Origin of the sequence: Ruegeria jejuensis (assembly GCF_041537905.1) — a bacterium.
GTDB lineage: Bacteria > Pseudomonadota > Alphaproteobacteria > Rhodobacterales > Rhodobacteraceae > Ruegeria_C.
The window spans coordinates 47,060-60,158 of sequence record NZ_JBGRUO010000012.1 but is presented as its reverse complement, the minus strand read 5'-3'; the positions used below and the strand labels follow the sequence as shown (position 1 = coordinate 60,158).

Annotated in this window: 10 protein-coding genes; 5 read left to right on the top strand and 5 right to left on the bottom strand. The window is 59.2% G+C overall.

Annotated elements, in window-relative coordinates:
• Positions 1-129 precede the first annotated feature (129 nt).
• Positions 130-561 carry a hypothetical protein gene (locus tag AB1E34_RS14745; protein WP_372573103.1) on the bottom strand — a complete coding sequence of 144 codons (432 nt, stop codon included), beginning with the start codon at positions 559-561 and terminating at the stop codon, positions 130-132.
• A 510-nt stretch (positions 562-1,071) separates the two neighbouring features.
• Here AB1E34_RS14745 and AB1E34_RS14740 point away from each other — a divergent pair.
• The 4 genes from AB1E34_RS14740 to AB1E34_RS14725 all read left to right on the top strand — a co-directional run bounded on the left by AB1E34_RS14740 (position 1,072) and on the right by AB1E34_RS14725 (position 5,099).
• A complete protein-coding gene (locus tag AB1E34_RS14740; protein ID WP_372573102.1) occupies positions 1,072-2,823 on the top strand; it encodes an acetolactate synthase 3 large subunit in 1,752 nt (583 codons plus the stop codon).
• The gene (locus tag AB1E34_RS14735) at positions 2,820-3,479 is read left to right on the top strand and encodes a hypothetical protein (RefSeq protein WP_372573101.1); all 660 of its coding nucleotides are present in this window, start codon (positions 2,820-2,822) and stop codon (positions 3,477-3,479) included. Before AB1E34_RS14740 ends, AB1E34_RS14735 begins: the two co-directional genes overlap by 4 nt.
• A 14-nt stretch (positions 3,480-3,493) precedes the next feature.
• On the top strand, positions 3,494-4,054 hold the full coding sequence (gene ilvN, locus AB1E34_RS14730; protein WP_372573100.1) for an acetolactate synthase small subunit: 561 nt from the start codon (positions 3,494-3,496) through the stop codon (positions 4,052-4,054).
• Between the two features lie 310 nt (positions 4,055-4,364).
• Complete coding sequence (locus AB1E34_RS14725) at positions 4,365-5,099, top strand: helix-turn-helix domain-containing protein (protein ID WP_372573099.1); 735 nt, start codon at positions 4,365-4,367, stop codon at positions 5,097-5,099.
• Here AB1E34_RS14725 and AB1E34_RS14720 read toward each other — a convergent pair.
• From AB1E34_RS14720 to prfB, 3 genes are all read right to left on the bottom strand, one after another.
• On the bottom strand, positions 5,084-5,887 hold the full coding sequence (locus tag AB1E34_RS14720; RefSeq protein ID WP_372573098.1) for a DUF2189 domain-containing protein: 804 nt from the start codon (positions 5,885-5,887) through the stop codon (positions 5,084-5,086). The two genes, AB1E34_RS14725 and AB1E34_RS14720, sit on opposite strands and share 16 nt — an antisense overlap.
• A gap of 277 nt (positions 5,888-6,164) precedes the next feature.
• Positions 6,165-8,243 carry a calcium-binding protein gene (locus AB1E34_RS14715; protein ID WP_372573097.1) on the bottom strand — a complete coding sequence of 693 codons (2,079 nt, stop codon included), beginning with the start codon at positions 8,241-8,243 and terminating at the stop codon, positions 6,165-6,167.
• 152 nt (positions 8,244-8,395) lie between these two features.
• Complete coding sequence (gene prfB, locus AB1E34_RS14710; protein WP_372573096.1) at positions 8,396-9,520, bottom strand: peptide chain release factor 2; 1,125 nt, start codon at positions 9,518-9,520, stop codon at positions 8,396-8,398.
• Between the two features lie 79 nt (positions 9,521-9,599).
• On the opposite strand from prfB, the gene AB1E34_RS14705 reads away from it, so the two are divergent.
• Positions 9,600-10,442, top strand: a complete 843-nt coding sequence (locus AB1E34_RS14705) for an aminoglycoside phosphotransferase family protein (protein WP_372573095.1) — start codon at positions 9,600-9,602, stop codon at positions 10,440-10,442.
• Here AB1E34_RS14705 and AB1E34_RS14700 read toward each other — a convergent pair.
• The gene (locus tag AB1E34_RS14700; RefSeq protein WP_372573094.1) at positions 10,436-12,928 is read right to left on the bottom strand and encodes a penicillin-binding protein 1A; all 2,493 of its coding nucleotides are present in this window, start codon (positions 12,926-12,928) and stop codon (positions 10,436-10,438) included. The genes AB1E34_RS14705 and AB1E34_RS14700 overlap by 7 nt on opposite strands.
• Between the last annotated feature and the right edge of the window lie 171 nt (positions 12,929-13,099).

The following is a 13,099-nucleotide window of genomic DNA, read 5'->3' as shown; positions in this document are numbered from 1 at the left end:
TCGGGTCGCCGCGCCACGGCCCGCCAATGCACGGCGCACAAAGACGCTAGCCGAACCTCGGTCCCGGTCCCAATGAATTTATGTGATGCCGGGATCCAAACCGGCGACAACCTATTGAAAATATTTGGTTTAATAGCTCGAATACCGGAAATTCACCACGGCGTCGTTCTGGATCGCGCAATGGGCCTTGATGGTGCTGCGCTGATCGTTGCTGTCCTTGGACCGGGCCACCTCCAGATCGATCAGGTCGATCCCGTCCGCATTTGTCTCGTAAGACAGGGTCTGTTCGAAATCCACCGCGTAATAGCCCTGATTGGACATCGCGGTTTTGGTGCGGTGCATGCACAGACCGATGGCATTCTCTTCCGGGGAAACGCCGGGGTGCTTCTGATACGGTGCCCCGTGCTTGTGGTGGTGATGCGCGATCGACGCCCCCAAAACGCCAAGCGCAACACCTGCGATAAGCGCGCCGGGATCCTTGGCCTGAACCGGGCTCGCGGTCAGAGTGGAACACGCAACTGCGGCGCAGACGGCTGATGTCAGAATGGTTTTGGAGCGCATCGATTTCATTTCCTTGTATCGCCTATATGGGTGAAGCCCGATCAGAGCCCGATCGTAAAAAGACTAGCCCAAGGGCCACGCGTTTTGCCAGCGTTGACTTCCGGTTCCTGCAATCGGGTATCCGTTGATCCGGCCCATCGCGACTCGACTCGCGTTGACGAGTTTCGGAGAGTGACTTGGCGGCGGCCTGCGAAACTCATATCTCCACAACACCGTCAAACGGCCCGGATTGCGCGAAATGTCCGTGACGGCGCAATCCACGCAACAAAATGTCAAAAATCCACGATGCAGCGTATGTTTTTCATTTGATTGCCTGTTGACGCCCCGCAGAAGCGCACATAATGTCCGGTCGCAGTTAAAGGAGCCTCGGGATCATGACGACCCTAGTAGTCATCGTAGGACACACGCGCATGGGCCGGTAACGGTAGACCATAATCGACCCCATGCGCCTCCGAAACCTTCGGGGGCTTTTTTTATGCTGACACGGATGTCGCCAATGGAGCAAAGCAGATGACACGTGAGATGACCGGCGCAAAGATGGTGGTTCAGGCCCTCAAGGATCAGGGCGTGGACACGGTATTCGGATATCCCGGTGGCGCCGTGCTGCCGATCTATGACGAGATCTTTCTGCAGAACGACATTCGCCACATTCTGGTCCGCCACGAACAGGGCGCGGTGCACGCCGCCGAAGGTTATGCGCGCGCCACCGGCAAACCGGGCGTGGCGCTGGTGACCTCCGGCCCCGGGGCGACCAATGCGGTCACGGGTTTGACCGATGCGCTGATGGATTCGATCCCGATCGTGGTTCTGACCGGCCAGGTGCCCACCTTCATGATCGGCTCGGACGCGTTCCAGGAGGCCGACACCGTCGGCATCACCCGCCCCTGCACCAAGCATAACTGGCTGGTCAAGGACACGGACGCATTGTCAAAAACCATTCATGAGGCGTTCCACGTCGCCACCGCCGGTCGCCCCGGCCCGGTGCTGATCGACATTCCCAAGGATGTGCAATTCGCCAGTGGCGAATATACCGGCCCGCGCCCGACGGATTCGCATTACCAGCCCGCAGTGAAGGGCGACATGGAGGAGATCACCGAACTGGTCGCCGCCATCGAGACCGCCAAGAAACCGGTCTTCTACACCGGCGGCGGTGTGATCAATTCCGGCAAGGCCGCCAGTCAGTTGCTGCGCGAACTGGTCGATGCCACCGGCTTCCCGATCACCTCGACCCTGATGGGTCTGGGCGCCTATCCGGCCTCAGGTGAGAACTGGATCGGGATGCTGGGTATGCATGGTCTTTATGAGGCCAATATGGCGATGCATGACTGCGATCTGATGATCAATATCGGCGCGCGGTTCGACGACCGGATTACAGGACGCATCGACGCATTCAGCCCGAACTCGAAAAAGGCGCATATCGATATCGACCCCAGCTCGATCAACAAGGTGATCCGGGTCGATATCCCGATCGTGGGTGATGTGGGCCATGTGCTTGAAGACATCCTGAAGGTCTGGAAATCGCGTGGGCGCAAGACCGCCAAGGCCGATGTGGCGCAGTGGCAAAAGCAGATCAGCGACTGGCGCGCGGTCAATTGCCTTGCCTATACGAACAGCGAGACCTCGATCAAACCGCAATACGCGCTGGAACGGCTTGAGGCGCTGACGAAGGATCACGACCGTTACATCTGTACCGAAGTGGGCCAGCACCAGATGTGGGCAGCGCAATTCCTGGGCTTTGAAGACCCCAACCGCTGGATGACCTCGGGCGGGCTGGGCACGATGGGCTATGGCTTCCCGGCCTCGGTCGGGGTGCAGATGGCGCACCCGGAGGCGCTGGTGATCAACGTGGCGGGCGAAGCGTCCTGGCTGATGAACATGCAGGAGATGGGCACCGCCGTGCAGTACCGCCTGCCGGTGAAACAGTTCATTCTGAACAACGAGCGTCTGGGCATGGTGCGCCAGTGGCAGGAATTGCTGCATGGCGAGCGGTACTCGCATAGCTGGTCCGAGGCGCTGCCCGATTTTGTTAAGCTCGCCGAAGCCTTTGGCGCGAAGGGCATCCTCTGTTCCGATCCCAAGGATCTGGATGACGCGATCATGGAGATGATCAACTATGACGGCCCGGTGATCTTCGACTGTCTGGTGGAAAAGCACGAGAACTGCTTCCCGATGATCCCCTCGGGCAAGGCCCATAACGAGATGCTGCTGGGCGAAGCCGAGACACAAGGTGTGATCGACACCAAAGGGAGCGTTTTGGTTTGACCGTTACAAAAGCAATTGTGTCTGCGGCGTTGCTTTGCGTGACCGCGGCCTGCACGCAGTCTACCGGCAGTGCGATCTCGGTTTCTGATGTTTCGCAAATCTCCTTCATCGGAGATCCGAAATTGGTGGTCCATTCCGATATCCAACTCACTCCGGAGGTCAAGGAAGCCTTTGAGGAATTCCGGGTCGAGCCGGGCGCATTTGGGGCAATGTATGTCAGGCCAAATGGCGCTGGTTGGGGATGGCATTCGGGCATGCTCACGCACGAAGAGGCAAAGCAGCTGGCAAAAACCGGATGTGACGTAACAACTGGGCGCAAGTGCGTCTTGTACGCGGCTCTCGAACCCATCACCCCCGCACCCAAGGGCGCATTGCTGCAAAGTATGGAAAGAGCCATCGTAGAAGCAAAACGGGAAATCAGCCCGGAAGACTACATTGTTGTTTCCGCCACCCCGGCGGCCAATTGGAATGTTAGTTGGGGCTATAGCGATTTGTCGGAAGCAAAAGCTATCTCCCTGCAACGATGCAAAATGGAAGTCGACAAGTTCAGGCAAGAGCGCGCAAAGAACGAAGTGAAAGCTCGCGTTGATGCAAACTTCGAAAAAGCCGGATACTTCAACTGCAGGATAGTCGGCATCTACAGAAAACAAAACTAACACAGAGCGAAACCATGTCTGCCCTACAAATCAAAAAAGGCGCGACGCGCCATTCGGCCTATAACCTACGTCCGAACTTCTCGGATGTGCAGGAACGCCATACCATTGCCGTTCTGGTGGAAAATGAACCCGGTGTGCTGGCCCGCGTGATCGGGCTGTTCTCGGGGCGCGGCTATAATATCGAGAGCCTGACCGTGGCCGAGGTGGACCATGCCGGTCATCTCAGCCGCGTCACCATCGTCACCACCGGTACACCGCAGGTGATCGAGCAGATCAAAGCGCAGCTGGGCCGGATCGTGTCGGTGCATGATGTGCACGACCTGACCGTCGAAGGCGCCTCGGTTGAACGCGAACTGGCCATGCTCAAGGTTGTGGCCAGCGGTGAAAAGCGGGTCGAAGCGCTGCGGCTGGCCGATATCTTTCGTGCCAATGTGGTCGACAGCACGCTGAACTCCTTCGTGTTCGAGATCACCGGCGCGCCGGACAAGATAGACGCCTTCGCCGACCTGATGCGCCCGCTGGGCCTGTCCGAGGTCGCCCGCACCGGCGTTGCCGCCCTGATGCGCGGCGATTGATCGGACCGGGTTCAAAAAGCCACGATCCCGCATCTGTCAAATGCGGGATCACCTGCCTACGCCTACGTTACGAATACTGTGCATATTTTAAAAAATGCACAGCCATAAAGCCTCAATACGGTTGATTTTTGGCCGTTTGCAGCTAGGCTGCCGTGGTTGCGACGTCTCCACCGGCGTCGTATCGCGTCATTGTTAGCTAATTCGGTCATCGGTCGGGTCTTGTACCCGACCTTCTGGTTCTGGCCAAACTTCCCTTGCCGTAACCGGATCAGAAATGCCAAGAACAAAACGGACCCCGACGCAGCTTCGCATGATTTTCGGGGATAATCTGCGCCTTCTGTCCCGCGCCTATCCTTCGATCTCTGAATTGTCGCGCCAGTTGGGCATCAACAGGACCCAGTTCAACCGGTATCTCTCGGGCGAGAGCTTTCCCCGCCCCGATGTGCTGGACCGGATTTGTGATTTCTTTGGCACTGACGCACGTATCCTGCTGCACCCCGTCGCGGTGATCTCGCGCACGGCGCCGCTGTTGAGCGCTGACTTTCTGCACGATTTCATGACGCCGGTCCACGCGGCGCTGGACGAGCGGATGCTGCCTTCGGGGCTCTACCAGGTGACCTGCCGTCGGGGGGGCGCTTCCGTCGGGTTCCGGTCCGCGCTGATCCTGATCTTCCGCGAAGGCGGCGAGGTATTTGTCCGGGGTTATGCCGCTGCAGAGACCGACCTGCCCCGCCGCGAGTTTCGCGGCTACGCGGCCTGCCAGGATGCGGGGCTGATGCTGGTGACATCGCAACGCGGCGCGCAGAACTGTGCGGCCACTTTCCTGTCCCCGCTGCCGAACACCGATACACCTGTCTGGACCGGCCACGTGATGTGCCATGCCCCCGCTACCGGAAGCCGGCACTCGGTTCCGGTGATCTATGAATATCTGGGCCGCGACCCGGCGCGCATCCTGAGCGCCGCGCGACAGAGCGGCGCAATCACTGCCGATCAGCTTTCAGCCCTTCAAAAGGCGCATCTGTCAGAGGATCAGGCGCTGGCCTGATCCGTTGCGCCCGCCTCCGTTGCGCCTGCGCCCGTGATCTCGCTATAGAGATGCCATGTTGCATGACCCAGCACGGGCAAAACAATGAAGAGGCCCAAAAACCAGGGGATCATGGCCGCAAAAGTCGCAAGTGCAATGAAGGCCGCCCAGGGTAGCATCACGTTGGCATTGGCAATCACATACTTGTAGCTCGCGATCATGGCCGAGACAAAATCCAGCTCCCGATCCAGCAGCATGGGGATGGACAAGACTGTCAGCATATACAGCAACAGCGAAAACAGCCCGCCGACCAGAGTGCCCATCGCCAGCATGACGATCCCGTTCAGGGTCAGAAACACCTCCATCGAGGACGAGATGTTGGTCATCGTCGTCAGCCCGAGAAAGAGGGCAAAGATCATGTGTCCGATGAAGAACCAGAACATGAAGACCACAACGATGATGGCACAGATCGACGGCAACTGACGGCGGCCCTGCCCCAGCATGACGCCAAAGATTTCCCCGGGGTTCAGCGGCTCGCCCTCCTGAAGCCGCCGCGAAACCTCATAGAGCTGCACGACCGCAAATGGACCGATCATCGGAAAGCTGATGGCGGCCAGAATCAGCCAGAACGTGCTTCCGGTCTGCAGGGTGATCCAGACGAACAGCCAACCGCCAAGAATGAAGAACGCCGCAATCAGGAGGCCGAAGAGCGGTGCCTTGCGATAATCCTGCCACCCGTTTCGCAAGGCCTGTTTGATCATATCGACACTTGCGGGCCCCAGGGGCGGCACACCAAACTCCTTCTCCACCGATTTTCTCCTCCTTGCCGGTATGTCGCGGTTTCCGTGCAAAGAGCCTAATCGTGGTATCATGGGAAAAAAAGATGCATCGCGGAGGCGACTTTCGCACTCCACGCCATATCGCCAGACGGACCGATCCCAGCCCCAGGATAAGGCAAAACCGGTGTGCTCTATCCGCCGTCAATGCTGGTGCCTGTGGCAAGGCAGACGCGGGTCTGCGTCCTTCCAAAACCTAATCAAGGCCGACCGATCGGGCGGGACCGTCTTGTTTGGCCCCGCCTGCACCTCATACGAACAGGAAATCCGCACCGGTCAAAACCAGTCCTGCCTCATCCAGCAAGCGGATCGACCCATTGTCGTGCTGGATCAGCAAGTCATTTCCGCTATTCGTGATCGTCAAACCGCCAAAACCACCGGCCTGACCGACGATCTCCATGCGGTCCAATCCGTCCTCGAAACCCTTGATCGTATCCGCGCCCGACATGGGGCCAAATCGGAATATGTCGGCACCAGGCCCACCATCAAGATGATCGTTACCTCTGCCACCTTCGAGTCGGTCTGCCCCGCCACCTCCAAAGAGGCGGTCGCCGCCATCGCCACCAACCAGGGTGTCGGCACCCAAATTGCCAACCAGTTGATCATTTCTAGCGCCACCGAACAGGCGATCATTCCCATTTCCGCCGGTAAGCGAGTCATTTCCGGCGTTGCCGAACAGAGTGTCGTTCTGATTGCCGCCCAGAAGCTTGTCGGCACCGTCGCCGCCAATCAGACGATCTTTGCCATTGTCCCCGAAAAGCTGGTCATTGCCTTCCCGTCCGTTCAGAGTGTCATGTCCAGCCCCGCCGCGCAGTTCATTGTTTCGGTGATCTCCGGTCAACGAGTCCGCGCCGATGCCGCCCCAGATATTTTCAATGCCAATCGCCTGCACATAGCCCAGGCTCGGATCGGACACGTTCTGCCAAGCACCATCCAGGTTCAGACCGAACGTCACGCTTTTGGTGAACGGGCCAAACCGGATCGTGTCGATCCCCGATCCGCCGTTGATGCTAACACCGTTGTCCTCGCTCATTTCATTGACGACGATGGTGTCATTTCCGTTTCCAAGACGCACCAGCCCACCGCCAACCGACCCCATGCGCACGAAATCGCTTCCGTTACCTGTCGAGATAAGTTCGACCCAGCCACTGCCTGTTTCAACCACGTCATTCGCGTCACTGAGCTTGATAACCCCAGCACCCTCGTCACCAATCGTCAGTTTGGTTTTCTGATTGTCCCCAACTTCGACATAAGAAATGTACCCCTCTGCCGTGATGGTCTGGGTCTGAGCGGTTTCCGCATGCATCACGATACGTCCAGCACCGCCGGACCCGATATTCAGCGTATTCGAGCTTTCCCAGCTTGATATGTAATTGAACCAGCGCTCGTCGGTATCGAGCGTCATACTGGCCTCGCTTATTTCCAGAATTTCTATACGGCTGTTGCCTGATGCCGTAATTTTTGCGTTCTGCGTATCGTAGAGATTCAGATGGCGGATCCGACCACTACCGTTAAGGTTGATCATCACGCCATCCGTCTCGGAAAGCTGCAATTGGTCGATCCGGCCGTTCCCGTTCAGGGTAAACTTGTTGGTCGTCCCCTCCCCGCCAAGTTTTGCATTTTCGATCCGGGCGTTTCCGGAAACATTAACCGTGTTATTGCCATCAAAGGAATCCAGCAGGAAAATGCGTGCGTTGTTGGTCAGTTTAAATGTGTTGCTGCCCAGATAAGCCTGCGCCGTGATCACCCGGCTCTCGCCCGAGACTTCGAGCAGATCGACGCCACGGCTGAGATCGACATATTCCACCCGACCGTCCAGTATCTTGACCTGATCATTTTGCCAGCCCGCGCTGATACGCCCGACATCCCCATTCACCGTGATCCTGTCTTTGCCACCCGTCTCGATCTGCCCGACCCATCCGGAACCGGTGGTAATATGATTGGCATCGGCATAAAGCGTGATGCTGTTGGTCGAGGCGCTGCCCAGCTTTATGTCGTGCAAATTGCCATCGCTGCCTTCGATGTGTTTTATGCGCGTCGAGATCAGATCGACATCCGAATTCTGGCCCAGCTTCAACCAAGAAATGTTCCGCCCATCCGCACCATTCAGGTCGCGAATATTGGTGAATTCGGTGTTACCGGAAAAGCGTAAGGCATCTATGTACCAGTTGGCGCCCGCAAGTCTGGCGTTAATGGTCGAGACCCCGTTGCTGGTCGGATCGTTCATCCATAGCAGGCTTATGAACTCATCATTGTCCCATGCAACGGTGCTGCCATCGGGCAATGTAACATCGGACGTATTGTTGATGTTCGTATTGTATGTGGGCATTGTCCCCTCCCCAGAAATTGATGCTAAAAATGCATTTTTCGCGCGTGTTCCGCGCGGCAGGGGCGAATGATAATAAAATTAGCTTAAAATTGCCACTTGAGAAATATTAAATCGCGACACCCCCGGAAAGCGGAGGCCGACAGTACCAGGGGTTAGTCGCCTTGCGCCTCAGCGCGGCTTTTGCCCGCAACATCCAGCGCCAGCGTGGCTGCCATGAACCCATCCAGATCACCGTCCAGCACGCCCTTGGTGTCCGAGGTCTCGTGATTGGTACGCAGGTCCTTGACCATCTGGTAGGGCTGCAAGACATAAGACCGGATCTGGTTGCCCCAGCCCGCGTCACCCTTGGCCTCATGCGCCTCGTTAATGGCGGCGTTGCGGCGGTCGAGCTCTTGCTGGTAGAGCCGCGATTTCAGCGCCTTCATGGCGATATCGCGGTTCTGGTGCTGGGATTTCTCGGAAGAGGTCACCACGATGCCGGTGGGGATGTGGGTGATCCGCACCGCCGAGTCGGTGGTGTTCACGTGCTGGCCGCCCGCGCCGGAGGAACGATAGGTGTCGATGCGGATATCGGCCGGGTTCACCTCGATCTCGATATTGTCGTCCACCACCGGATAGACCCAGACCGAGCTGAAGGATGTGTGCCGCTTGGCCGCGGAATCAAACGGTGAGATGCGCACCAGCCGGTGCACGCCGCTTTCCGATTTCAGCCAGCCATAGGCGTTGTGGCCGGAAATCTTGTAGGCGGCGGATTTGATCCCCGCCTCTTCGCCCGCGCTTTCCGATTGCAGCTCGACCTTGTACCCCTTTTTCTCGGCCCAGCGGACATACATCCGCGCCAGCATCGAGGCCCAGTCGCAGCTTTCGGTGCCGCCCGCGCCCGAGTTGATCTCAAGAAAGGTGTCGTTGCCGTCGGCCTCGCCATCCAGCAGCGCCTCAAGCTCTTTTTCGGCGGCCTTCACCTGCAGCGCCTTCAGCGCCTCTTCGGCGTCGGTGACGACCTCTTCATCCTCTTCCATCTCACCCAGTTCGATCAGTTCGACATTGTCGTTCATGTCGGTCTTGATCGAGCTATAGGTCTCCATCGCATCGACCAGCATCTGGCGCTGACGCATCAGTTTTTGCGCCGCCTCGGGATCGTCCCACAGGTTGGGGTCCTCGACGCGGGCGTTGAATTCCTCCAGCCGGTGCGGCGCGGTCTCGTAATCCATCCGCTGGGCCAGCAACTCCAGCGACTTCTCGATCTCGGCGACAGTATTCTGCGTCTCGGCGCGCATTGGGACTTCCTGACTTCACAATTGAGGCTTGCGTGATAGCAAGAGCCTTGCCCCTTCACAAGATCACCCGGACCACCCCATGCCCGAGACGGAAATCGACCTGCAAGCCGCGCTGCACCGCCTGCGCCTGAGCGATCCGCACCCGCTGGGTGACTCGCCCATCGCGCAGGTCTGGGCGGTCAGGCAAGAGGATGGAACACGGGCGGTCCTGAAACTCTACACACGCGCCGACCGGGCCAATGAGGGACCGGGCGTCGATCTGCTCCGCGCCTGGGCGGATCGCGGGGCCGCCCAGGTGATTGTAGAGGATGGCCCGATCCTGCTGCTCGAACATCTTGATGGCCCGCTGCTGGGGGATATCGCGCGCGGCGGTGAGGATATGCGCGCCACAGAGCTACTGGCACAAACCGCCGCGCGGCTTCACCAGCGCCCTACCCCATCCGTGCCGGGCCTGCCATGTCTTGAGACGATCACCGCGCCGCTCTTTTCGCTTCAACGCGGCGCCGCTTGTGATGACGGGCTCTGGCAGAACATTGAACGCGCGCAGGATCTGGCGCGCGACCTGTTGAACAGCCAGCCCGAACAGGTGCCGCTGCATGGCGATCTGCATCATGACAACGTGATCCTGACTGAACGCGGCCCGCGCGTGATCGATGCCAAAGGGTATATCGGCGACCCGGCTTTTGAGATGGCCAATGCCCTGCGCAATCCCCGAGGGCTGCCCGATCTGGTCCGTGATCCGCAGCGCCTTCGTCGCTGCGTCGCGCTTTATGCCGAGGCGATGCCGGTTGATCCCATGCGGCTCACGGCCTGGGTGGCGGTCAAATGCGCGCTCTCGATCACCTGGCGCGCCAAGGGTTGCATCGCCGATGACAAGGAGAAAGACCTGCTGGCGCTTTTCCTGCGCGAGGCCGGTCAGTAAAGCCCGCCGGAACTAACCGTGCCCTGCGAGGCATTTGGCCCCACCGTGGTGGTTCTGCCGGTTGAGGTGGTCACCGACACACCGGCCTGCTGCGCCTCTTCAAACAGCGGCAGGTCAGAGCCCATGGCAAAGCCGCCATCATAGGTCAGGCCAAAGATCGGCTGTTCGCCCTCGCGGAAATACTCAGCCACCACATAATCACCGCTGGCATTGTCCGGCAGGCGCGCGCCAGTGAAGCGGTCGATCTTGATGAAATAACCACCGGGGGGCACGTCAAACGGACCGCCACCATATTTCTCGACCGCGTGTTCCATGAAGCTCTGGAAAACCGGGCCGCACATGGCACCGCCATAGGCCCCGCGCCCCATCGGTCGGGGCTGGTCATAACCGATATAGCAACCTGCCACGATGTTCGAGGTGAAGCCGATGAACCAGACATCCTTGGCGTCGTTTGTGGTGCCGGTCTTGCCTGCGGTGGGCACCGGCAGGTTGACTGTGCCCGCAGCGGTGCCGCGATCGACAACACCCTTCATCATCGAGGTGAGCTGATAGGCCGTGATCGGGTCCATCACCTGCTCGCGGTTGGTCTCGATCCGTGGGGCGGCATTGGGGGCGATGGTGTCATTGCTGCAATCGACGCAGTTGCGGTCGTCATGGCGATAGATCGTCTCGCCATAACGATCCTGAATACGGTCGACCAGCGTCGGCTCTACCCGTTCACCACCATTGGCGAACATCGCATACGCCGCCACCATCTTATAAAGCGTGGTCTCTTCCGAGCCCAGCGAATTGGCCAGATACGACCCCATATGGTCATAGACCCCGAAGCGTTCGGCATAGCCTGCCACGACAGGCATCGACACCTCTTGCGCCAGACGGATCGTCATCAGGTTCCGCGAGCGTTCAATGCCGGTCCGCAGTGGCGTGGGCCCGTAGAATTTGTTCGATGAGTTCCGGGGCCGCCACAGGCCCTGCGGTGTGTTGATCTCGATAGGCGCGTCCACAACGATGGTGGCTGGGCTGTAACCACTGTCGAGCGCTGCGGCATAGACAAAAGGCTTGAACGAAGACCCCGGTTGCCGCTGCGCCTGCGTGGCGCGGTTGAACACCGAATCCTGATAGCTGAACCCGCCCTGCATCGCCAGAACACGGCCCGAGTTCACATCCATCGCAACAAAGCCGCCCTGCACCTCGGGCACCTGCCTGAGAGAGTACTGGCCGGCCGTTTCGCCCGCACGCACTAGAACCACGTCACCAACGGTGAAGTTGTCCTGAAAATTGCCGCGCATCCATTTGATGTCCTCTCGCGGCACGATGCCTGCGCTGTCGCCATCCTCGACGCCTACGGTCAATTCCTGATCGCCCACCGACAGCACCACAGCCGGATGCCATTTGCCGCCCAGCGTGATGTCGCGCGGCACTTCGGCCACGGCCAGCGCCTGACGCCAGGCGGTCTCGTCCCCCAGCACCTCGGCGGGCAGCACCACATCGGTACCGCGCCAGACGCCGCGCTGCCGGTCATACTTTTGCAGCCCCTCGCGCAGCGAGCGGGCAGCTTCGACCTGCAATTCTTCGTCGATGGTGGCGCGCACGGCCATACCGCCGGTAAAGAACTCCCCCTCGCCGAAATCGTCACTCAGCTGGCGGCGGATCTCGTCGGTGAAATAGTCGCGCGGTGGCAGCGCGGTACGGAAGCTTTCGAAATCGCCATTCTGCACCGTGCGCAGGGGTTTCTGGGCTTCTTCCTCATAGACTGCCTTGTCGATGTACCCGTTCTCATACATCTCGCGCAGCACGTAGTTGCGGCGCTGGGTCACGCGCTCTTTGGCACGCACCGGGTGGTATTTGCTGGGCGCCTGCGGCATCGCGGCCAGCATCGCGGCCTCATGCGGCTCCAACTCACCCAGCGTCTTGTTGAAGAAGGTCTGCGCGGCAGCCGTCACACCAAAAGAGTTCTGGCCCAGGAAAATCTCGTTGAGATAAATTTCCAGCACCACATCGCGGCTCAGCGACGTGACCATGCGGTTGGCCAGAATGATCTCTTTGATCTTGCGTTCAGCCGAGCGTTCACCGCTCAGGAACACGTTCTTGGCCACCTGCTGCGGAATGGTGGAGGCACCTCGGATGTTCTGGCCCCGCGACTGGATCGCCTCGACCCCGGCGGCAGCGATACCGCGCACATCGAAGCCCCTATGCGAGTAGAAATTCTTGTCTTCGGCCGAGATGAAGGCCTGTTTCACCAGATCGGGAATTTCCTCGATCGGGGTGAACAGGCGGCGTTCCTTGGCGAATTCATCAATCAGCGTGCCTTCGCCGGAATAGATGCGGCTGATGGTCGGCGGCTGGTAGCGCGCCAGCGACTCGTGGCTGGGCAGGTCCCGGCCATACATCCAGAACACCCCGCCAATGGTCAGCGCAGCCATGAAAATACCCAATGTGACGAGTGTGAAGATCGTCCCGAAGAAGGAAAGAATAAACCGGATCACGCTGCTGCCCTTTTGTGCGATGGGCCCTATATAGGCATCCCGATGCGGGGCGTCAAAACACGAACCGGAAACGTTTCGTCACGCAAGGTGCGACGCGCGGGCCTTTGCCGATCATCGGCCTTGCGCCGCTGCCATAGCGTTACCCTGCGGCACTTTTGACCGGTTCCCGGA